Annotated in this window: 20 protein-coding genes and 1 pseudogene; 16 read left to right on the forward strand and 5 right to left on the reverse strand. The window is 49.5% G+C overall.

Annotated features, from left to right (window positions below):
* The first annotated feature begins 137 nt into the window (after positions 1-137).
* The 5 genes from HA49_RS18870 to HA49_RS18890 all read left to right on the forward strand — a co-directional run bounded on the left by HA49_RS18870 (position 138) and on the right by HA49_RS18890 (position 4677).
* The gene (locus HA49_RS18870) at positions 138-1145 is read left to right on the forward strand and encodes an ABC transporter substrate-binding protein (RefSeq protein ID WP_038016265.1); all 1008 of its coding nucleotides are present in this window, start codon (positions 138-140) and stop codon (positions 1143-1145) included.
* 23 nt (positions 1146-1168) lie between these two features.
* On the forward strand, positions 1169-2059 hold the full coding sequence (locus tag HA49_RS18875; protein ID WP_038016266.1) for a TauD/TfdA dioxygenase family protein: 891 nt from the start codon (positions 1169-1171) through the stop codon (positions 2057-2059).
* A gap of 16 nt (positions 2060-2075) precedes the next feature.
* Entirely contained in the window at positions 2076-2930 is an 855-nt protein-coding gene (locus HA49_RS18880; RefSeq protein ID WP_038016267.1) for an ABC transporter ATP-binding protein, read from the forward strand.
* On the forward strand, positions 2890-3750 hold the full coding sequence (locus HA49_RS18885; RefSeq protein WP_038016268.1) for an ABC transporter permease: 861 nt from the start codon (positions 2890-2892) through the stop codon (positions 3748-3750). The genes HA49_RS18880 and HA49_RS18885 overlap by 41 nt, the downstream gene beginning before the upstream one ends.
* 126 nt (positions 3751-3876) lie before the next feature.
* A complete protein-coding gene (locus HA49_RS18890) occupies positions 3877-4677 on the forward strand; it encodes a MetQ/NlpA family ABC transporter substrate-binding protein (protein ID WP_038016692.1) in 801 nt (266 codons plus the stop codon).
* Between the two features lie 125 nt (positions 4678-4802).
* Here the strand turns inward: HA49_RS18890 and HA49_RS18895 are convergent.
* A pseudogene (locus HA49_RS18895) lies at positions 4803-5926 on the reverse strand (ABC transporter substrate-binding protein).
* Positions 5927-6193: 267 nt separating this feature from the next.
* Here HA49_RS18895 and HA49_RS18900 point away from each other — a divergent pair.
* From HA49_RS18900 to HA49_RS18930, 7 genes are read left to right on the forward strand one after another with little or no spacing between them, the layout of a single operon-like run.
* Positions 6194-7243: an LLM class flavin-dependent oxidoreductase gene (locus tag HA49_RS18900; RefSeq protein ID WP_038016269.1), complete on the forward strand. Its 1050-nt coding sequence runs from the start codon at positions 6194-6196 to the stop codon at positions 7241-7243.
* Between the two features lie 28 nt (positions 7244-7271).
* Positions 7272-8096, forward strand: a complete 825-nt coding sequence (locus tag HA49_RS18905) for a transporter substrate-binding domain-containing protein (RefSeq protein ID WP_038016270.1) — start codon at positions 7272-7274, stop codon at positions 8094-8096.
* A gap of 34 nt (positions 8097-8130) precedes the next feature.
* On the forward strand, positions 8131-9306 hold the full coding sequence (locus HA49_RS18910; protein ID WP_038016272.1) for an acyl-CoA dehydrogenase family protein: 1176 nt from the start codon (positions 8131-8133) through the stop codon (positions 9304-9306).
* A gap of 10 nt (positions 9307-9316) precedes the next feature.
* Positions 9317-10234: an aldo/keto reductase gene (locus HA49_RS18915; protein ID WP_038016273.1), complete on the forward strand. Its 918-nt coding sequence runs from the start codon at positions 9317-9319 to the stop codon at positions 10232-10234.
* A complete protein-coding gene (gene solA, locus HA49_RS18920; protein WP_038016275.1) occupies positions 10234-11361 on the forward strand; it encodes an N-methyl-L-tryptophan oxidase in 1128 nt (375 codons plus the stop codon). The genes HA49_RS18915 and solA overlap by 1 nt, the downstream gene beginning before the upstream one ends.
* 13 nt (positions 11362-11374) lie before the next feature.
* Positions 11375-12049 carry an amino acid ABC transporter permease gene (locus HA49_RS18925; protein ID WP_038016276.1) on the forward strand — a complete coding sequence of 225 codons (675 nt, stop codon included), beginning with the start codon at positions 11375-11377 and terminating at the stop codon, positions 12047-12049.
* A 3-nt stretch (positions 12050-12052) separates the two neighbouring features.
* Positions 12053-12802, forward strand: coding sequence for an amino acid ABC transporter ATP-binding protein (locus HA49_RS18930; RefSeq protein ID WP_038016278.1), 750 nt, complete (start codon positions 12053-12055; stop codon positions 12800-12802).
* Between the two features lie 96 nt (positions 12803-12898).
* Here the strand turns inward: HA49_RS18930 and HA49_RS18935 are convergent, their stop codons facing one another.
* A complete protein-coding gene (locus tag HA49_RS18935; protein ID WP_038016281.1) occupies positions 12899-14152 on the reverse strand; it encodes a dicarboxylate/amino acid:cation symporter in 1254 nt (417 codons plus the stop codon).
* 400 nt (positions 14153-14552) lie between these two features.
* Between HA49_RS18935 and HA49_RS18940 the strand changes: the two genes are divergently transcribed.
* From HA49_RS18940 to HA49_RS18950, 3 genes are all read left to right on the forward strand, one after another.
* Positions 14553-15272, forward strand: a complete 720-nt coding sequence (locus HA49_RS18940; RefSeq protein WP_038016283.1) for a dienelactone hydrolase family protein — start codon at positions 14553-14555, stop codon at positions 15270-15272.
* A 180-nt stretch (positions 15273-15452) separates the two neighbouring features.
* Positions 15453-16199, forward strand: coding sequence for a 5'-nucleotidase, lipoprotein e(P4) family (locus tag HA49_RS18945; RefSeq protein WP_038016284.1), 747 nt, complete (start codon positions 15453-15455; stop codon positions 16197-16199).
* A gap of 138 nt (positions 16200-16337) precedes the next feature.
* The gene (locus HA49_RS18950; protein WP_072055964.1) at positions 16338-17585 is read left to right on the forward strand and encodes a purine-cytosine permease family protein; all 1248 of its coding nucleotides are present in this window, start codon (positions 16338-16340) and stop codon (positions 17583-17585) included.
* Between the two features lie 102 nt (positions 17586-17687).
* Here HA49_RS18950 and HA49_RS18955 read toward each other — a convergent pair whose 3' ends face one another.
* The 3 genes from HA49_RS18955 to HA49_RS18965 all read right to left on the reverse strand — a co-directional run bounded on the left by HA49_RS18955 (position 17688) and on the right by HA49_RS18965 (position 21026).
* Positions 17688-18332: a hypothetical protein gene (locus tag HA49_RS18955; protein WP_245610239.1), complete on the reverse strand. Its 645-nt coding sequence runs from the start codon at positions 18330-18332 to the stop codon at positions 17688-17690.
* A gap of 43 nt (positions 18333-18375) precedes the next feature.
* Positions 18376-19536, reverse strand: coding sequence for a lactonase family protein (locus tag HA49_RS18960; protein WP_038016290.1), 1161 nt, complete (start codon positions 19534-19536; stop codon positions 18376-18378).
* A gap of 173 nt (positions 19537-19709) precedes the next feature.
* Positions 19710-21026, reverse strand: coding sequence for an MFS transporter (locus HA49_RS18965; protein WP_038016292.1), 1317 nt, complete (start codon positions 21024-21026; stop codon positions 19710-19712).
* Between the two features lie 269 nt (positions 21027-21295).
* On the opposite strand from HA49_RS18965, the gene HA49_RS18970 reads away from it, so the two are divergent.
* Positions 21296-22321 carry a LacI family DNA-binding transcriptional regulator gene (locus HA49_RS18970; RefSeq protein ID WP_038016294.1) on the forward strand — a complete coding sequence of 342 codons (1026 nt, stop codon included), beginning with the start codon at positions 21296-21298 and terminating at the stop codon, positions 22319-22321.
* Positions 22322-22358 lie beyond the last annotated feature (37 nt).

Genomic DNA, 22358 nt, shown 5'->3' on the forward strand with positions numbered 1-22358 from the left:
TTAGCGATTATTGTTCTGAAGATAAACATAAAAAGCATATCTGATTATCAGCTATGCTTTTGCCGGATAAATAATTTCATCTTTAAAAATACAGGCTTCAGTATGAACTCATTCATAATGAATTCTCTGAGGCTGTAATGAAAAAGAAAACCGTGTCGGTAGTGATTGCCGGGTTACTGGCAGGCGCACTGACGGTGCCGGTGACGGCGAATGCTGAGGGGACCATCAGCATTGCCCAGCAATTTGGTATCGGCTATTTATTGCTGGATGTGGTGCGGGACCAGCATCTGATTGAGCAGCAGGGCAAAAAAGAAGGCCTTGATATTAAAGTCGAATGGCGGACCTTATCCGGTGCCACCGCCATGAACGAAGGTGTACTCACCGGAGCACTGGATGTGGCTGCGGCAGGCGTCCCGGCGATGCTGACAGTGTGGGACCGGACTTACGGGCATCAGGATGTAAAAGCGATTGCCTCGCTCGGCTCCATGCCGGGTTACCTGCTGAGTAACAATCCGGCCGTCAAAAGTATTAAAGACCTGACAGATAAAGACCGGATTGCTGCCCCGGCGGCCGGAGTCGGTTTTCAGTCCCGGACATTACAGATAGCGACCGCCAAGGTTTACGGAAACAGTGAATTTAAAAAGTTCGATAATATTACCGTCAGTTTGCCGCACCCTGATGCCACGGTAGCATTAATTTCCGGTAAATCAGAGGTCACGGCGCATTTCTCCAGCCCGCCATTCCAGTATCAGGAATTAGAACATCCGTCGATTCATAAAATACTCAGCTCTTATGATGTGCTGGGTGGGCCGGGATCATTTAATGCACTGTATACCACCCAAAAATTCCATGACGAAAATCCCAAAACCTATCAGGCATTTTATAACGCATTAGTGCAGGCGGCGGATTATGTTGAAAAAAATAAAGAGGATGCGGCGAAAATTTATATCCGCCAGGAGAAGTCACACCTGCCGTTATCATTAATCGAAAAAATCATTAATGACCCGGAAAATCATTTTACCGTTTCTCCGGAACGAACCTACGTTTATGCCGACAAGTTATATCAGCTCGGTGTATTAAAACACCACGCAGCCAGTTGGAAAGACTATTTCTTCCCGGAAGCCTGGGTCAACCCCGGCAGCTGATGTCTGGCTAAGAGAGTCATCTTATGAGCGAATTAACCGAAACAGTGCCACCCGCAGAACATTCTCAGCAGTTTGAGATCCGCCCTCTGGCGGGCGCAGGGGCCGAAATTATCGGACTGGATCTGCGTCAGCCACTGAACAACGCCGATTTCCGGCGCATTCACCAGGCACATCTCCAGTACCATGTCCTGGTGTTCCGTCAGCAGACCCTGACCCCGGAACAGCAGATTGCATTCAGCCGCCGTTTCGGACCTCTGCAGATTCATGTGCTGAAACAGTTTCTACTGGAAGGGCATCCCGAAATTCTGATTGTATCGAACATTATCCGCGATGGTCAGCCGGTCGGACTGGGAGATGCCGGGAAATACTGGCATTCGGACCTGTCGTACAAAGAGGTTCCGAGCCTCGGGTCAATGTTGTATGCCAAAATTCTGCCGGAGATCGGCGGGGATACCCGTTTCGCCAATATGCATAAGGCCTGGGAAACCTTACCGGCGGACCTGCGACAGGCGATTGAAGGTAAGCGAGCCGTTCACTCCTATACCGCAACCTACAGTAAACCGAAGTTTGGCACCCAGTGGCGACCGACGCTGACAGAAAAACAGCTCAGCGAAGTGAAAGCCGTCAGCCATCCTGTTGTCAGAACTCACCCTGAAACCGGTAATAAAGCGCTGTTTGTCAGTGAAGGCTTCACCACCCATATTGAAGGCCTGCCGGAACAGGAAAGCAGCCAGCTTCTGCAGGCGCTGTATGATCACAGTATTCGTGAAGAAAATGTCTATACCCACCGCTGGCAACCGGGAGACCTGCTGTTCTGGGATAACCGATCGTTGATTCATCTTGCCACCGGATGCCCGGCAGAATGCCCCCGTCAGTTGTACCGAACCACCATCGAAGGTGACGCCCCGTTCTGAACAGGATATGACAGTAATGACTCAGCCCGCGACGCAACCACCAGCGCCACTTTTATCGCTGAATAATATCAGCCTCGAATACCAGACTCCTCAGCACCGGGTACGCGCGGTGCATGAAGTGAGCTTTGATGTTTATGCTGCTGACCGGTTTGTTTTACTCGGTCCATCCGGGTGTGGTAAATCCAGCCTGTTAAAAGCGATTGGCGGATTTATTCAGCCGGCCAGTGGAGAAATCCTGCTGCAAGGTCAGCGGGTTACCGCTCCTGGTCCTGACCGGATGACGGTTTTCCAGGAGTTTGATCAACTGGCTCCGTGGAAGACCGTGATCAATAACATTATTTTTCCGCTACGGGTAACGGGGCGCTATGACAAAAAGCAGGCGAGGGAAATTGCGAGCTACTACCTGAATAAAGTCGGGCTGTCGCGCTTTGCCGATGTCTATCCGCATATGCTCTCCGGAGGAATGAAACAACGGGTGGCTATTGCCAGGGCGATGGCCATGAAACCCGGGGTGTTGTTGATGGATGAACCTTTTGCCTCTCTGGATGCACTGACCCGGCGACAAATGCAGGACGAATTGCTGGAACTTTGGGAAGAAGTGGGGTCAACACTGGTATTTGTCACCCATTCCATTGATGAAGCCTTGCTGATTGGCAGCCGGATTTTGATTCTTTCAGCTCATCCGGGGCAGGTTCGTGCCGAACGTAACTGCCATCAGTTTACCCGGCACAATTACGGTAACGAAGAGTTTCGTCAGGCCGCCAGGGAAATTCATCAACTGTTGTTTCCGGAACCCTCTCCGGTCACACCATCCAACAAGGAGAGTCATTATGGCGCCACAGCCTTATCTTCGACCCGGCTATCTGCGTGAGGTTACAGTTCCCGGCGCGTTGCAGACCGAAACTCCCTTACCGACAGGTCGGCGGTTGTGGAATCAGGCCTGGATCAGGAAATCAGTGCTGGTTCTGATTCTGCTGGTGATCTGGGAGCTGATCGCCCGCTGGCAGAATAACAGCCTGATGTTCCCGGGGGTTATCGATACTCTGCGGGCTTTCACCGAAGATATGCTGAGCGGGGAATTACCTGGTAAAATATACAACTCACTGAGTTTATTGATTAAAGGTTATCTGATTGGCGCGGTTTTATCACTGGTGTTTAGTGCGCTGGCGGTCAGCAGTCGGATCGGCCGGGATCTGCTCAACACACTGACTGCAATGTTTAATCCGCTGCCGGCCATTGCTTTGTTACCTCTGGCACTCCTCTGGTTTGGGCTTGGCAGCGGCAGCCTGATTTTTGTGATAGTTCACTCCGTGCTGTGGCCGATTGCCCTGAACACCAGTTCAGGATTCAACAGTGTTTCTGAGACGCTACGCATGACAGGGAAAAATTACGGTCTGTCGGGGCCACGCTATGTGGTGCATATCCTGATGCCGGCAGCCTTACCCTCGATTCTGGCCGGGCTCAAGATTGGCTGGGCATTTGCCTGGCGGACACTGATTGCTGCTGAACTGGTATTCGGAGCGTCCAGCGGCAGTGGCGGTCTGGGATGGTATATTTTCCAGAACCGGAACGAACTCTATACCGATCATGTGTTTGCCGGATTGTTGACGGTAGTGATCATCGGTCTGCTGGTCGAAGCGGTAATTTTTTCCGGAATCGAAAAACTAACGGTACGGCGCTGGAAAATATAAAGACTGGCCAGCACAGGTCTCTGACAGGACCTTGTGCTGGCAGGGCCGCAGATTCGTTATTTTAGGATGTACAGACGTCCAGACTTCCGTTATAGTCTCGGAAAATTAACTCAGGGAGAGTTTTCTGTGAAAAAAATACTACTATCTTCGGCCCTTATTGCATCAGCCTTATTACTCAGTGCCTGTAAGCAGGACGACCAGAACAGTATCAAGGTCGCGATTAACGCCGGCCCGGACCAGCAGATTTGGGATACGGTGAAACAGGTCGCTAAAGATAAATATCATCTGGATGTGAATGTCATTACCTTTAATGACTATGTGCAACCGAATGAGGCACTGCTGAATAAAGATGTTGATGCCAATGCCTTCCAGAGTGTGCCGTATCTGGAAATGCAGGAGAAAGAGCGGGGCTATCCGTTTGTAATCCTCGGCAATACCTTTATCTTCCCGATTGCTGCTTATTCCTCGAAAATCAAAAATATTAAAGATTTGCCGGATGGCGCGACGGTCACTATCTCCAATGAAGCGACCACACTTGGCCGTAGCCTGCTGCTGTTGCAGTCTCAGGGACTGATTAAGGTGAAACCTGAGGCGGGTCTGCTGCCCACAGTACTGGATATTACGGCGAATCCGAAGAAGCTGAATTTTGTGCTGGTGGATACTCCACAGCTGACCCGGACCCTGGATGATCCTAAAGTTTACCTGTCGGTCATCAATAATAATTTTGCCTCTCAGGCCGGGTTATCTGCTTCTAAAGACGGATTATTTATGGAAGGTAAAGCCTCTCCGTATCTGAACGTGTTGGTTGCCCGTAAAGACAATGTCGGAGAGAAAAAGCTTCAGGAACTGAAACAAGCCTTCCAGTCACAGGAAGTGCTTGATAAAGCAAATCAAATCTATAAAGGCGATATTATTAAAGCCTGGTAATTTCGGGGCTGCCGGCAGCGGACCTGCTGCCGGTCAGAGTGTCCGTATTAACCTCTGTTTATGGCAATCCCGGTTTCCGGAGCTTCCGGTCCGGGTTTACCAGTCTGCGCATCCTCGCCGGCTCATCACTGAGTTATCCAGAATACTCCGGATGTTTTTAATCCCATAAAATGCTGATGGACATAGGCCAGGTCAGCTTCAGGATCAATATCTTTAAACAATTGCGGATGCAGGAATTTGGCGATTTCCTCCACTGCAATGATATTGGAAGGCAGATCATAGAACTGGTGATAGAGAGCCAGGACCTGATGTTTTGTACCGCCTGGAGTACGTTGAAGCCGGTGCGATTCATCAGGGCTGCCAGCTTTTTATGCGCCAGAGCCGGATCCTGCAGATAACCAAGGGGAACCGAGGCCGATGCTTTGCGGTCATTCTTCCAGTCAGCACCGGTCAGCAGATAAAAATCAGGGTTCAGGGTGATAATTTTTTCCAGGCTGACATCTCCCCCCATACCGCTAAATAATGTCCCCCCCAGGTTGTTGCCCCCGGCCGCCTGAACAAATTCTCCCAGGCTTCCCTGGCCAAAGGTGCTGCAACAAAAATCACCCAGAATTCCGGCACTGCGCTCAATAAACACCGTAGGAATTTGTTGCGGGCTGAGAGTGGCAACCCGCTGGCTTATCAGGACGGCCCGTTGTCGGTAAAAATTCAGAAACTGGCGGGTATTGGCTTGCTGATGAAAAACCTGCCCCAGTAATTCGATACTTCGGGCACTGTTTTGCAGTGGTTTTTGCCGAAAATCGATAAAAATATACGGGATATGCAGGTTATCCAGCCGGCTAAGAACCCCTTCATCTTTCAGCTTCTCCAGCAGACCTATATCGAAAATCACCAGATCGGCATGCATGGCGACGGCATTTTCAGCATCAAAGGTGGTGGTATAGGGATTAGAGAAGGTCGGAATTTTTTTTAGTGCCGGAAAGTTCCCGGCAAATGCGGCCATGATATCCGGTGATTTTTTTTGCAGGGAGTTATCCCATGCCGCAATACTGGCTGAAGGATCGCCGTGAAACACAATGCTCATCGCTTCAATTGCACGGGCATCTGCCAGCATCACATGATGCGGCACCTGTGGCAGATTAACTTTCCTGCCCAGCACATCCGTCACTGTCCCGGCCTGTACCTGGTGCCCAAGCGTGATTAACAGAGTAAGGAGGTAAATGAGTCTGGTCGCAATTTTCATGGGTATTGTTTGCCTGCCGGTGAACATGTCTGTAGTGATAAGAAACACCGTTATGATTAATTAACAAAACAATAGATGAAAGTTGTTTATGAGCAGGACGAGTGGAATTTGGTTAATTGATGTTTCAGCGGGGTAAGTGAATGGAGTTTATGCATTAGTTTAGCTGTAATTTTTATTAGGATTAAATTTTATATCAGATAATTAATTGATATTTATATTGTCTGTTTGTTCTCTCTATTATGCCCGCTGATTTTTAAACGCGGACAGAGAGATATGGCACTAAAATTTTCAACCTGGGCAACCAGTACTTCCGGGGGGTTTTTGCGCTCGGGCGTAGAGCAGGTGACTGACTGGAGCTATGAATATAATCTGGCATTAACCCAGGCGGCAGAAGCTGCCGGATTCTTTGGTGTCTTATTTCCTACCCGTTACAGCGCTCCTCATACCCAACAGAACCAGGCCGATGGTCAGTTAGACCCGCTGACTCTGGCCGCCGCTGTTGCGGTACAAACGCATTCTATCCGGTTAATCACGGCTGTATTACCTGGTTTTGTTCCTCCGGCAACCATGGCAAAAATAGGTGCAACCTTAGACCATATTAGTCGGGGCCGTTGGCACATCAATCTGGTTTCCGGCTGGTTCAAACAGGAACAGGAAAACCTGAGCGTGCCATGGGTTGACCATGAACAGCGCTATAAACGTTCTGAAGAATACTTGCAGGTACTTCAGGGGCTCTGGCAACAGGAAAATTTCAGCCTGGCAGGCCAGCATTACAGTATAAAAAATAGCACGATGCGTCCGTCTCCCTCTCAGAAACCTTACCCAGCCATATTTCAGGGAGGTAATTCCGGTGATGCTCAGGAAATGGCTGGGAAATATTCTGACTGGTATTTTATTAATGGTGCACCTGTTGAGCGGCTGCAACAGCAAATAGACGCGGTCAACAAGGTGGCTCACCCTCTCGGACGTATCGTGAAATTTTCTGTTAATGCATTTGTAATTGCCAGAGAAACCGAAGAGCAAGCCAGGGCTGAATATGAAGAGATTATTGCGGCCGCGGATGAATCTGCAATTGCACAATTTCGTGAAAAAGCCAGTGAAGCTAAGGGAATGTGGCAGTCGGATGCAAGTATCGATAGTTTTGTGGCGAATAATGAAGGGTTACGCACCGGACTGATCGGGTCCTATCAACAGGTTGCCAGCCGTCTGCGCGATATTGAACGGGCGGGAATTGATATGGTTCTTTTGAGTTTTCGTTTCCCTCTGGAAGAAATAAAGGATTTTCAAAAGAATATCATAAGTATTTTAGATTCGACACCCTGAATAAATAAACCTGTCTAAGAGATAAATAATGATAAAGTTGAATACATCCCCTAAAACTGCACTGGCAATTATTCTGGCAGCGACTTTCGTTCTATCCGGATGCGATGATAAAAAAGATAACTCACCGAAAAATAATTCACAGGATAACTCACAAACTATATTACGGGTGGGAACATCAGGTGCCTATCCTCCTTTTGAATCGCGGGATGCGAATGGCAATCTGGTCGGTTTTGATGTCGATGTACTCAACGCGATAGGTAAAAAACTTAATTATAAAATTGAATGGACTACCGCTGAGTTTAGTGGCTTGTTTGGTATGCTGGATACTCACCGTATTGATACTATTGCCAACCTGGTTTCAGTCACTCCTGAACGGCAGAAGAAATATCTTTTTTCTAAAGATTATGCCTATGACGGGGCACAGTTAGTCGTCAAAAAAGACAGCAATATCCAAAATCTTTCTGACCTTAAAGGAAAAGTTCTGGGGGCTATGCTGGGGAATGATTTACAGCAATACGCAGCTCAGTGGGATGCTTCGCATGGTAATCCGTTTACCATAAAAACGTATCAGGATAACAGCGGTGTCTATGACGATGTGGTTAACGGGCGACTTGACGCCTTTATCGACAGCGAAATTACAGCACTGGTACAAATTAAAGCGAAAAACCTGCCATTAAAAATTGCTTCAGATAAAAAACTTTACACCATCGAACAGGCCTTTCCGTTCCGTAAAGATGATAAAGATCAGGCCTTTGTCACTAAATTTAATCAGGCTTTAGATGAGCTTTCCAAAGACGGAACTCTGACCCGGCTTTCAGTCCAGTGGCTGGGTAAAGATATTACTCATCCATAACAGCAAATTATTTTTACCGGGACGGAGATAAGTGATGAGCCATTTAGCTGACACAGAAAGCATTATTGAAAATCTGACCAGCCAGCTCTCTGCAACAGCTGTTGAAAGAGATAAAAACGGCGGGTTGGCATTAGATGAAGTGGAATTATTACGTGATAGCGGGCTGTTGTCTTTAATTATCAGCCGTGAATACGGCGGCCAGGGACTGCCCTGGTCGGCAGCACTGGATGTGGTCAGGCGGCTGGCAAGGTCAGATGGCTCGCTGGCCCATCTCTATGGCTATCATTTCCTGAATCAGGTGGTTGCCAGAATCAGTGGTACTGAACAGCAGTTTGCTGAGTTGCAGCGTCAGACGGTCATCCATCGCTGGTTTTGGGGGAATGCGAATAATTCTCTGGATAAACGAGTGACGGGACGACAGGAATCCGGCGGCTTTCGGCTGAATGGCCAGAAGAATTTTACCTCCGGTTCGCCCTACGCGGACCGGCTATTGATATCGTTCCGCAGAGAAGATCAACCGGACACCATCGTCAGAGCTGTAATTGATCCCGCTTCTCCGGGGCTGCATATCCATAATGACTGGGATTGTATCGGTCAGCGGCAAACCGGCAGTGGTACCGTCAGCTATCAGGATGTGTTTGTTGATCAGAAGGATATTCTTACCCTTGCCCCCTCAGACCGCACATTACCCTTTAATACGTTGGGGCCGGTACTGGCACAACTTATTCTGACTCATGTTTTCCTGGGTAGCGCAGAAGGCGCATTAGCCAGTGCTGCAGAATATACCCGCGAACAATCCCGACCGTGGCACACCTCAGGCGTCGACCAGGCTCAGGATGATCGGTTGATCCAACGGCGATATGGCGAATTTGCAGCACAGCTCGAAGCATTCTCCAGTCTCGCAGACAGGGCCACGGCTGAGTTTGATCAGGCCTTTGAGAGGGGCCTGTCTTTGAATGATGTCCAGCGTGGTGAAACAGCCTACCTTGTTGCGGCGGCGAATGTTTTTGGCGGCAAGGTTGCTCTGGAAATTTGTGGCGGCATTTTCGACGTGATGGGTGCCAGGGCAACAGCCTCACGCTATGGATTTGATCGCTTCTGGCGCAATGTTCGTACTCATACTTTACATAATCCGGCTGAGTATAAGTTACTAACTTTGGGGCGCTATGCGCTGACAGGACAGTTGCCTGAACCCGGGTTTTATTCTTAAGAGCGACATTATGCACTACAGACGATTAGGTAAAACAGAACGAAAGGTATCAGTAGTCGGTGTAGGGACCTGGCAATTTGGTGGTGAATGGGGACGTCCTTTCTCGCAGTCGGAAGTGGATGCCATTCTGGATACCGCCGCCGGGGAAGGGATCAATCTGATTGATACCGCAGAGTGCTATGGAGATCATCTGTCAGAACAACTGATTGGTAATTACCTGTCACGCAGACAGCGTGACAACTGGCTGATTGCCACCAAGTTTGGTCACCATTTCACTGGTAACTTTGACCGGCAAGCCGAATGGCAACCGGCCAGTGTCTTGCGTCAACTGGAAGACTCTCTACGCGCCCTGAAGACCGAGCGCATTGATTTATACCAGTTCCATTCCGGCAGTGATGAGGTCTTTTTTAATGATGAACTCTGGCAATTACTTGCGGATCAGCAACGTGCCGGCAAGATAGGTCATTTAGGGATCTCGGTGGCTAAAGAAGGTAATGCGAAGCAGGTGGCTGCCGCCGCCGGTGTAGGGGCTGAAGTTATCCAGCTGGTGTATAACCGGCTTGACCAGCGTGCTGTGGAACAGGCTTTCCCGCTGACCAGCGAATACGATTTAGGCGTGTTGGCACGAGTTCCGTTGGCCAGTGGTTATTTGAGTGGCAAATATCAGCCGGATGCCGTGTTTGCTGCTGATGATGTCCGTAGCCGGCATGATGCTGAAGAAACCACGCAATTGCTTCTTCAGGTCGCGGAGATCAGACAGCAAGAGGTTCCGGAAGGTATTCCGCTGTCTCGCTGGGCGTTGGCCTGGTGCCTAACCAATCCGTCTGTGGCGGGTGTGATTCCGGGATGCAAGAGCCCGCAACAGGTCACCGAAAATGCCAGGGCGACAGAACTGATTGATGAATTTGGACACTGGGTGGAATTCTGATGAAAGTTGCTGTGATTGGCCTGGGAGCGATGGGGAGTATGACACTCTGGCAACTGGCGCAAGCCGGGGTCAGTGTTGACGGTTTTGAGCAATTTGGCCTGGGCAGTGAACGGAGTGGTATTGGCGGAGAAAGTCGCCTGTTTCGTACTGCCTATAAAGAAGGGGCGCATTATGTCCCGTTGCTAAAACGCTCCAGACAACTCTGGCAGTCGCTGGAGCAGCAGACCGGGACATCGTTATTAACGCTGTGCGGCGGATTGACGATCGGTCAGGAAGATGATGATGGCATCAGTAAAGTCCTGCAGAGTATCCGCCAGTTTGATATTGCCCATCAGCGACCTGAGCCGGAGCAGGCGAGACGTCTCTATCCCGGGCATCGTTTTCATGATGATGAAATAGTTATTTTTGATCAGGAATCGGGATATTTACGTCCGGAGCTGGCAGTCACCACCGCGCTCAGAAAGGCCGCAGATTTAGGGGCTGCCATTTATTCCCATTGCCAGGTAGAAGCGATAGATACCGACAGCCAGGGGGCTTTCATTCGTGTGAATGGCAGCCTCCGGCGCTATGATAAAGTGCTGGTGACGGCCGGCGGGTGGGTAAGAAAATTATTTCCCGTGATGAGCGATGACATATTCGCACGTAAACTCATTCTTTCATGGTTTCCCGCCAGAGATATTTCGTGGTTTACCCCACCGCGGTTTCCGATATTTACCCGACGAACTGAGGGCTACTTTAGTTTTGGTGTGCCTTCCATCGAAGGCAGCATGGTTAAAATAGGTATCAGTACTCCCGGGCATGTTATTGCTGATATCGATAAGGAAGATTTCCGCATCACGGAAACAGAACTTGAGGCGACGCGGTATGTTATCCGGAATTTTATGAATGGCCTGTCAGAAGACCCGGTGCGTACCAGTGGTCATCCGGATGCCTTCAGCAGTGACAAACATTGCGTGATTGGACACCCTCCGGGACAACCGGATTTGCTGCTGATGAGTGGCTTCTCCGGACACGGGTTTAAATTAGCGCCTGCCATGGGCGAAATTGCTATGCAGATGCTTTGTGAGAAGCGGTTAACACTGTCTGTCGACGAGTTTTCTCTGCAACGACTGAACCTGTTTCGCTAACCAGGGGTATATTATGCATCTTGATTTTCATTATCTCATCAATATTATTCCGCAGTTGCTGAAGTATTTACCGATAGTGCTTTTTATTGCCTTCTGCTCTTTTTTCTTTGCCGTGGTTATCGGGATTATTTTTTCGATAATTATTGAAAGAAAAATTCCGGTTATATATTACATCACCCTGGTGCTGGTCTCTTTTTTCCGGGGAGTACCGTCCCTGGTTCAGATATTTATTCTTTATTTCGGATTGCCCCAGTTAGTACCGGCGTTAAGTTCAATTAATGCAATGACGGCCGTGATCATGGCCCTGAGTATCCGAAATGCCGCCTATCTTTCTGAGGTCTTTCGCTCAGCCCTGATCTCGGTGGACCCGGGACAATATGAGGCGGCATTATCGGTCAGTATGACGCGCCGCCAGGCTTACTGGAAAGTTATTTTCCCTCAGGCGGCCCGGATTGCCATTCCGCCGTCGGGTACCTTCTTAATTATGATCCTGAAAGATACCTCGCTGGCTTTTACTATTGGGGTGGTGGATATGTTCGCTCAGGCAAAACTTATGGCTGCGGCCAGTTATAATTTTCTTGAATCCTATCTGGCGATTGGCCTGATTTATTGGGTGCTGACCGTTGTTATTTCATTACTTCAGTCAGTACTGGAGAAATATATCAGTAGGCCTTACCGGAGAGTGTAGATAATGATAACTGTTGAAAATTTATCTAAGAGTTATGGCCCGCACTCAATTTTTGAACGGCTAAATCTGGAAGTCGCTGAAGGGGAGGTGATTGCTGTTATTGGTCCATCAGGGTCGGGTAAGTCGACGCTGTTACGTTGCCTTAATTTGCTGGAACTTCCTGATGCCGGACACATTGCTATAGATAACGTCGCAGTGGATGCACCAAAGATTACTGAACCACAAGCCTTGGCGCTGCGACGAAAAACCGCGATGGTCTTTCAGCATTATAATCTGTTCCGGCATTATACCGCGCTGGACAATATCAGTATTCCTTTACAACTTACGCGCGGAATGAATCGCCAGCAGGCGAACCGAATTGCCCGTCAGCAGCTTGCAGAAGTGGGATTATCAGAGAAAGCTGATGCCTATCCGGTCGCTCTTTCCGGAGGACAGCAGCAGAGGATTGCTATTGCCCGTGCCTTAGCCCTGGAGCCACAGGTGTTGCTTTTTGATGAGCCGACCTCCGCTCTTGACCCTGAACGGGTTGAAGATATTTTGTCACTGATGAGAACCCTTGCTGGCAGAAAGATGACCATGATTGTGGTGACTCATGAAATGGAGTTTGCCTTTGAGGTTGCAGATCGTGTGATCTTTATGGAACAGGGAGGGATAACAGAACAAGGGACACCGGACCAGATTTTTCGTCACCCTCAGCAACTAAGAACCAAACAATTCGTCAATAAATATGCCCGCTATCTGGTGCGGGAATAAAGGATTTAAGCAAGGATTGGTCGATAGCCTGACCCCGGCGACAGGATTGTCCCCGGTTCTCCGCCTTCCGCTGGCGATTAACCGGGGAAGGGGGGGTTATTTCCCGCCCAGCACCTGTTTCATCTGTTGCTCATCAAGTTCACCCACTCGTTTAGCGACAAACAGGGTAGCGACACCGTTTCCGACCAGGTTAGTCAGGGCACGGGCTTCTGACATAAAACGGTCAATACCCAGGATTAGCGCCAACCCGGTGACCGGCAAAGTGCCAACCGCCGACAGGGTGGCCGCCAGGACGATAAATCCACTGCCTGTCACACCCGCAGCCCCTTTTGAAGAGAGCAGCAGTACCACCAGCAGAGTCACCTGATGCCAAATATCCATATGGCTGTTGGTCGCCTGGGCAATAAATACCGCCGCCATCGTCAGATAAATCGAGGTTCCGTCCAGGTTAAAAGAATAGCCGGTAGGGATCACCAGCCCGACCACCGATTTTTTACAGCCGACATCTTCCATTTTTTTCAGCATCCGCGGCAATACGGATTCAGAGGAGGAGGTTCCAAGGACAATCAGCAATTCTTCTTTGATATAGCCAATGAATTTGAAAATGTTGAAGCCGATGTAACGGGACACCACCCCTAGAACAATCACCACAAACAACACACAGGTGATATAGAAACAGACGATGAGCTGACCGAGTTGTACCAGCGAGCCGACGCCGTATTTACCGATAGTAAAGGCCATGGCACCGAAGGCGCCGAGGGGCGCCAGCCGCATGATCATATTGATGATGCCAAAGATGACCTGTGAGAAATTTTCGATAACATTGAAAATCAGCGTGCCGGTATTACCCAGGCGATGCAGTGCAAAGCCAAACAGGATAGCGAACATCAGTACCTGCAGAATATTGCCGCTGGCAAAGGCGCCAATCACGCTATTCGGGATAATGTCCATAATGAAAGACACAATTCCCTGTTGTTTCGCCTGGTTAGCGTAAGTGGTAATGGCGGACGCATCCAGACTGGCCGGGTCAATGTTCATCCCTGCGCCGGGCTGCGCAATATTTACCACAATCAGGCCAATAATCAGGGCAATAGTACTGACAATCTCAAAATACAGCAGGGCAATGGCACCGGTGCGCCCTACGGCTTTCATGCTTTCCATACCGGCAATCCCTGTCACAACTGTGCAGAAAATGACCGGAGCAATAACCATTTTTATCAGTTTGATAAAACCGTCACCTAACGGTTTCATCTGAGTGCCTATCTCAGGATAAAAGTGTCCAAGAAATACCCCGATAGCGATGGCAATAAGTACCTGGATGTAAAGGCTGCGGAACAGCGATTTTTTCATAATGATCCCAGTCAGATAAGATAGCGTTTATTTTTATAGTCTCAGTCAACTACACGCTAAAAAGTAACAGCATGTTAATTAAAATCAAATAACATCACAGAGTTGAATGATGAATTGGTAGTTTTATGAACTGACTCGCTTCAGTAAGCGGGTATTTTTCAATCACCTGGTAATTTTTCTTTTTCTGAAATGCTTAAATTTGTGTGTGAGAATAAAAAATAAACAGAAACAAAATCTGTTGTGGCAGTAAATGCCATGTGACTAAAAAGCTATTGAAGCTGAGTAAAGTCACACTATGCTGGCAGCTATCCGCTAAAACAATGAATAACAACTTCGTCTGCGGTTAGCGGAGCCGGATTTTTATTTTTTCAATTTCATCTAATCAGAGTCAGGAGAATTTATGGGCCAGTTCCAATCGAAAAAAATCACCTACCATTCCGGCAGTACTGAACTGGAAGGAGTACTGGTGTTCGATGCCAGCCTGAAAAACCCGGTGCCGGGGATTGTTATGGCGCCTAACTGGATGGGGGTGACCGATGCGGCCGTTGAACTGGCGGAAAAGACGGTTGCTCAGGGTTATGTGGTGCTGGTGGCTGATCTATACGGTAAAGGGATTCGTCCGTCATCTGCTGAGGAAGCCGGCTCAATAATGATGACCGTAAAAAATACTCCGGAAGAAGCCGGACGTATGGCTGTTGCAGTTCAGGCATTGACTGCTCAGACTGATGCTCCGGTTGTTGCTGATAAAGTGGCTGCTATTGGTTTCTGTTTTGGTGGCCATTGTGCTCTGGAATATGCCCGTAGTGGCGCAGCCATCAAGGCGGCCGTGTCTTTCCACGGAGGGCTGGATACCTGTGGTAGCTATGACGCTAAAGATATTAAAGGTTCAGTGCTGGTTCTGGATGGGGCAGAGGATCCGCTGGTGGTACGGGAGCAACTCCCTGAGTTTGCCCGTGAAATGACCACCGCAAAAGTAGACTGGAAACTTCACAGCTACCAGGGCGCTGTGCATTCCTTCACCGATGTGCATGCCAATGTTAAAGGTGTGGCGGAATATAATGCCGATGTCAGTGCCCGTGCCTTTTCTGCGATGTTTATTTTGTTAGACGAAGTTTTCTGATGATGTCCGGCCATCAGCAAAGGATGGCCGGATATTTTTGTGACGACTGTCAGTCAGGCACTTAGCCACCCTGGTGATTCTGTGTCGCTCTCAGAGCTGATTTCCCTCGTTCATCATTATCATAAATCTGTCATGTTCTCTCCATAGTATGCCTGTCAGACTAATCTGCGAGCGAACCCGATGAAAAACCTGTTAAAAACTCTGCCGTTACTGATACTTCCAGTCATCAGTATCACTGCTTATGCGGCCGATGCCCCCGGAATCTGTGCACCCAAAGCCTATGAAATGGCATTACGTTACCAGCAAAAATCGGCAGAAATAATGGCTCTTCAGTTACAGACCTATAAATTTGCCCGTCAGGACTTTTTGCAGAAGGTGGCACATTTAGCGTCACCGGAAAAGGCTGCAGTAGTAATGGATCTTGATGAAACCGTGCTGGATAACTCACCTTTGCTGGTCCGGGATATGGAGAACTGCCATGACTACACGCAATGGGACACCTGGGATGCCTGGGAAAAGAGGGGGCATCCTGGATTAATCCCGGGAGCCAAAGCGTTCCTGCAAACCGTGAGCGATAAAAAAGTGCATATCTTCTATGTGTCTGACCGCTCTGAAGCCAACAAACAACAAACACTGGCAACACTGCGTGCATTAGGTCTGCCCCAGGTCTCCGCAGAGAATGTATTACTGGATACGGCTTCCAAACAGGTGCGTCGCGAGGCCATCCGGAAGCATTACAACATCATTATGTTATTCGGTGACAGTCTGCCTGACCTTGCGGCGCAGTTTAAAAATAAAAAAACCACCGATCAACAACGTCAGCTGGTGCGCGACAGTGAAGCACATTTTGCCGATGACTGGATTGTTTTACCTAATGCTGCTTATGGCTCCTGGTCTGATGCACAGCTAACCCCCTGGAAGCCTTAGTCTGCCTGTTGGTAGTGCTTCGTTTTGGTGCAATGTCCGCGATGCCTGTGCAACAGCCCATTGCGGGCAGCCTCTGATAACTGGCTCAGGTTTTGCATCATCCCTTACAGGTCCTCATTTTGTAAGGTAGCTTTTAACGTGTCTCAAGCACTGAATGAATACGAACACGAGTCAGTCCCCGCCTCCGCTCGAAAAAGTTTATTTTCCGTCGCCGTAGTCTGGGCGGGTTTCCCGATGGTGATGGTCGGCGCTTTTGTTGGAGCGCAGATTGTGACCAGTCTGGGCTTTACCCGCGGAATGCTGGCTATCATCACCGGTAATATTGTACTGGCCGTGTATGTTGCCTGTCTGAGCGCCCTTGCGGCCAGACAGGGCAAAACCTTTGCGCTGAGTTGCCGGGAAATTTTCAGTCCGGCAGGGGCGAAACTGATTGCGATATTTCTTTCCGGGCTGGTTGTCGGCTGGTTTGCTGTCCAGACCGGGCTGGCGGGGCATGGATTGAATACGTTGCTGGGTCTGCCATTGGGCTGGTCAGTGGTGGTGGTCGGTGTGGCATTTACGCTGCTGTCGATGGCAGGTATGCAGATGCTGAAACCGATTAGTATTATTTCAATCTGCCTGTTTATTATTACCGGTATCATCAGTGTGGTACTGAATTTTCGCCATCACAGCTGGCAGCAGGTAGTGGATTTTACTCCGTCTTCCGGCCACAGCCTGGCGCTGGGCATTGGTGTCACAATGGCCATTTCGGTATTTGTTGATTCCGGTACCCTGACGGCAGATTTTACCCGCTGGTCTAAAACACCTTCTCAGGCGGTTATCGCCTCACTGGCGGCATTTCCTGTGGCAAACACCCTGCCGATGTTGCTCGGCGGGTTAGTGGCTGCTACCGGAGAAGCGACGGACGGTGATTTTGCTCACTTACTGACACAGTTGGGACCGTATTTCGGTGTATTTGCCGCAGTATTCTTTGTGATCAACTGTGCTTCAGTGGCCACTCATGGACTGTACAACGCCGCTTCCGGCTGGAGTTCAGTCATTCCTCTGAGCTTCCGTCATCTGGTGGTGCTACTGGGTATTGTCGGTACCGGACTGGCGCTGGCTGGCATCAGTAACTGGCTGGTGAACTGGCTGAGTTTACTGGGGATAATTGTGCCGGGAATTGGTGGTGCGATTATTGGCTGGATGATTGCCGGACAAGGACGTTATGCGCCGGGTTATCTGATTGCCGGCTGGGTCTTTTCCATAATCTGCAGTACCTTCTGTTACCTGCATGCACCTCAGTATTCTGTCGCGGTGGTTTCCATTCTGTCTGCAGTACTGTTCTGCTTATGTGCATTGCCGTTTGCCAGACAAACCAGTGCTGCCCGTCAGGACAACGCCTGAGGAATGTGCCGGCCCCGCTATCGCGGGACCGGCAGTCGTTGTGCAATCAGCGCAGCTCATAATCATTAAAGATCATTGGCGTGTCGCCACCATCAATAATCTCTACCTTACCTGGTGAGGTGAGGAACGCATCTCCTTTATGCACCCACAACTGGCGGGTACGATTTGGTTTATCTGGCTCGCTGATGAGTACACGGCCTTCGGTGAAAAGACCCTGACTCCGGGCCCGTTCTGCTGATACGTCGTCGTGCTTTCTCCGGGCTGTAAGGTGACCTTCCAGCCTTTCACCGTGGGTTTATCCAGGACTTCATGAAATACCGGCAAATCAGGACGCCGAGCTTCAGGAAAGTGCAATGGGCCATGCTGGCGGATTTCAAAAGCAACCTGTTGATTCACGGTCTGTCCCGTATTGGTGACTTTATCCGTCTCAGACTTACCCTGATGGGCACCGAATTTCACGTTGCCGCTGGCCATCACCGTGTTCACCGCCGGTTTATCGGGATAGGAAATAGTCACCGGACTGCCATCAATATGAGTATTCACATAATCGAGGTGCTGCTCATGGAAGAGGGTAGAGACTCCGGGGGGAATCATCACCCGCATTACCGTGACGTACTGGTTTTCCAGAATCACATGATGTAATGGTTCAAGGTTCGTCGGAACAACTTTTTCTGCTGCCTGACTGGCTGAGGGGGCTGCCAGCATCACAGCAATCAGGCTGAATAAAGACGCTTTATTTTTTAACATGCTAACTCCTGTCAGAATAGTTTTAGTGCAGTCGTGGGCATTATTAACGTTCGACCATAGCGACCCAGTTAGCGCCTGCTCCGGAAGGATAGCGGGACAACAGTGACAGCTCACCACTCTGCGGGTTGATGCTGTACAGTGAAAAATGGTCGGACTGCAGGCCGGTTTCAATCAGGAAATGCCCACTGTTATCAATGGCAAAACCGCGTGGCAGCTTCTCGGTTTTAATACTGCGCAGTAAGTGCAGGCTGCCATCTTTTTCGGAGACCGAAAAGGCGGTCAGCAGGCTGTTGGTACGCTCGGTGGAGTAAAGGAACTTACCGTTTGGGGTGATATGAATGTCGGCCTGCCAGATACGGGGTTTTGGTGTTGCTGGCAGATCAAAATCGCCAGTCAGTGGCCGGGCTTCACCTTTCTGCATGGTTGCCGCAATGTCCGGGGCAATAGAAGGTGTAGCTTCTTCCGGGGTGACGGTACCGTCTTTATTAATTTTCAGTTTCTGGATATTGCCGGCCATTTCGGTTAGCAGATAAATATAACGGTTACCATCGGCAGACGTATGGGGGGCGAACACAAAATGGCGTGGACCAATAGCGGCTTCATGCTGAATATTTACGGCCGGTGGGGTGGCCGGAGTAACCTTGCCACTCTTTGGGTCGAAATGAAACTGCAGGAACTGATCGGCGCCCAACAGTGAGACATATAAAAAATGATTTGTCGGGTCAGTCTGAATACAGTGCGCACGTTTACCAGTATGGACAATCTGTACCGGCGGAGTCTCTACCTTTCCCTGGTCATTGATACGGTTTATGGTAAAGAGGTCTCCGCCATAGGAGGCTGACAGTAAAAATCGGCCAGTTTTATCCAGCGATATATAGGCCATGCTTTCCTGAAGTGGGCTTTCACCGGCAGGTGTTAGTTTTCCGTCTGGCTCAATATGCCAGCTCATCACCCGATAGGGTTTGCTGCGAATAGCGGCATAGAGTGTCTTTTTGTCCGGCGAAACCACCAGAGGCATGACTTTCTTTGCCGCCGCCCAGGTACCGACGGGTTGCATTTTTTGGCTGTTTTTGTCCAGAGACCAGCCAGAGACAGTGCCACTGTCGGCGTTAGAGATGTAAACATAATCCTGTTGTTGTGCAAACACGCTGGCAGACGCGGAGCACAGGCCAAGCAGTGCCGCAGTGAATAACATCTTTTTCATTCAAAACCTCAAAACAGGTTAACGATACTGAGGGTGACAGGCAAAACTCGCTGACTGTTGCCGGCTACAGGGCTGGCTCAACTCCTGTCGGCACTGGCCGGAACCGGGAAAATCAGGGCCTGCATGAAACCGTATATGCCGCAGAGTGCGGCATATCGCGGATACGTGAAAATTCAGGGGCAATTCCCGGGCTGAGAAACGTGCAATGGTGACTGATCTTTCGTATCAATGTTCAGTGGTTCTACTTTACCCATAATGAACATAAATGTGAGCGCACCAAACAGGCATATACAGCCGGCAACGACTAAGGGCACCACAAATGAACCGTGGCTGACACTCAGCATAAATCCGGTAAATGAAGCTGTGACAATCCCCGCCAGGTTTCCGGCGAAATTCTGAATCCCGCCCAGAGTCGCCACATAACCGGAAGCCGGTGCCACATCTGCAGGTAACGTCCAGATATTTGAGGCGGTGAAAGCCAGTCCGGCGTAAGTCAGTGAAAACAGCGTCAGAATCACCGTGATGCTCGAAGTGAAAGCGGCAAAGGCGATCACTGAAGAGAGCAACATTCCGGCGATCAGGCAGGTCTTACGTGCTGCCGTCAGGCTCAGACCCTTTTTATACAGCCAGTCAGAAGTCAGCCCACCCAACAGGCTGCCTGGTATTCCCATCAATGCAGGAATAGCTCCCAGTGTACCCAGTTCTTTTAACGAAAAACCTTGCGACATCGTCAGATATGTCGGGAACCAGGTCACAAAGAAGTAGGTGGCAAAGTTCATGCAGAAGAAACCAATCATCATGCCCCAGACGGTACGGTGACGAAATAACGACCAGAGTTTGATTTTTTCATCCGGACGGGAAACCACCATTTTACGGTCTTCGAGCAGATTCTGACGCTCAGTTTCATCCAGTCCTTTTTTAGTTTCAGGATCACGGTAAAACATCAACCAGACTACCACCCAGACCAGCCCGATAGCTCCGGTAACTACAAATGAAGTTTCCCAGTCCCAGGTGCTAATAAGCCAGGCGACCAGGGGTAACGCCAACGCACTACCGGCACGTGGGCCGGCGTCAAAAATACCGCTGGCGGTGGCGCGTTCTTTCTTAGCAAACCAGGAAGCTACGACTTTCGCACAACCCGGATTACCGCCGGATTCACCGACACCGAGTAACAGACGAGAGATGAAGATGGAGGTAAATCCACGGCCAAAGGCGGTGAAAACGGTGAACAGAGACCACCAGCCGACGGCGACTGCCAGACCGATCCGAGTCCCCAGCCGGTCAATAATACGGCCGGCCGGAATTTGCATTAACGCATAGGTCCAGAAAAATGCACCGAGGATAAGTCCCATTGAAGCATCATCCAGACCGAGATCTTTTTTGATATGTGGTGCGGCAATAGCCAGATTAATGCGATCGATATAGTTGATGGCGATGGCAAAGAAGCAGAAAAGTATCATCAGCCAGCGTATTTTTGGGTACTTGCGCATGCGATTTTCCTTTAGAATTATCACCCGTCAGTTTGTCTGCCGTGGTGTGGCTTATATATGCAGGGGTACAGGCCGTGGTATGTCACCACAATTCTGTTAATCAATGGTAAATTTTAGTAACAGTGATCTACGACATTCATCTACACTATTAACATTGCGTAAAAGTAAGCGATTACAAGAATCAGTCAAGGTGAAAGTAAGCGCTTTCAAAGTGATGACCGGTTTCTGTGTTAATTTTGTGGCGAGCATCACCTTTTAGGAGATTTATCATGGCTGATAAACCGAATACGACACGTGTCTCTCTGGAAGACGTAGCCCGGTTGTCCGGGGTATCCACGGCGACCGTGTCCAGGGTACTCAATGGAAGTGCTACGGTCAGGGAATCACGCAGAGAAGCGGTTGAAAGAGCCTGCAAAGAACTCGGGTATGTGATTAACCGTGCCGCGAGAACTCTGGCATCACGCAAAAGTATGACGATTGGTGCAGTGGTACCTACGCTGGCAATAGAAACCTTTTCCCGGCCTATTGATGCGTTTCAAAAGATGATACACAAGCAAGGATATACCCTGCTGTTGGCAAATTCAGGCTTCGATATGGATATTGAGCTGAACGAAGTCAATAAGCTGCTTGAGTACGGTATCGATGCATTAATGCTGGTCGGACATACTCATCATCCGCGGTTATGGGAGCGACTGGAACAGCAGCAAATTCCTTATATCCAGACTTTTTCTATCGACCAGCACCGGCCAAGTGTCGGTTATGACAGTATCCTGGCATCACGGCAGCTGTTGCAACACCTGTTAGATCTGCAGCATCGTGATTTTGCCGTGATCTTTGGCAGCCCTCCGTCCAACGACAGGTTGTCTGAGCGTCTGGAGGGAATTCGTCAGGGGTTACATGATGCAGGATTATCTCTGGCTCCTGAAAACTGTGTGGACAGTGCTTTCACGATGAATGATGCCCGACAAGCAATGTTCCGTTTGCTGGATGGCCCTAATCCACCGACGGCGGTGATTTGCGGCAATGATTTACTGGCGTTCGGCGCGATGCGGGCAGCCAGAGAACGCTATCTGCGTATTCCTAATGATATTTCGATTACCGGATTTAATGATTATGAATATGCCGAGCATCTTGAGCATCCACTCACCACCATGCGGGTGGATCTGGCGGAAATTGGCAGTCTGGCCGCAGAATATTTACTGTCATCACTACAGGATGTCCGTACTGAGCCGTTGACCTGTGTCACCCCACAGTTGATTATCCGTGGCAGTACCGGTAGTGCTCCACAAAAATAACACGGCATGCAGAGCATGCCGTGTCAGGTGTCAGGCA

It is taken from the genome of Tatumella morbirosei (genome assembly GCF_000757425.2).
In the GTDB taxonomy this organism is placed as follows: Bacteria; Pseudomonadota; Gammaproteobacteria; order Enterobacterales; family Enterobacteriaceae; genus Tatumella; species Tatumella morbirosei.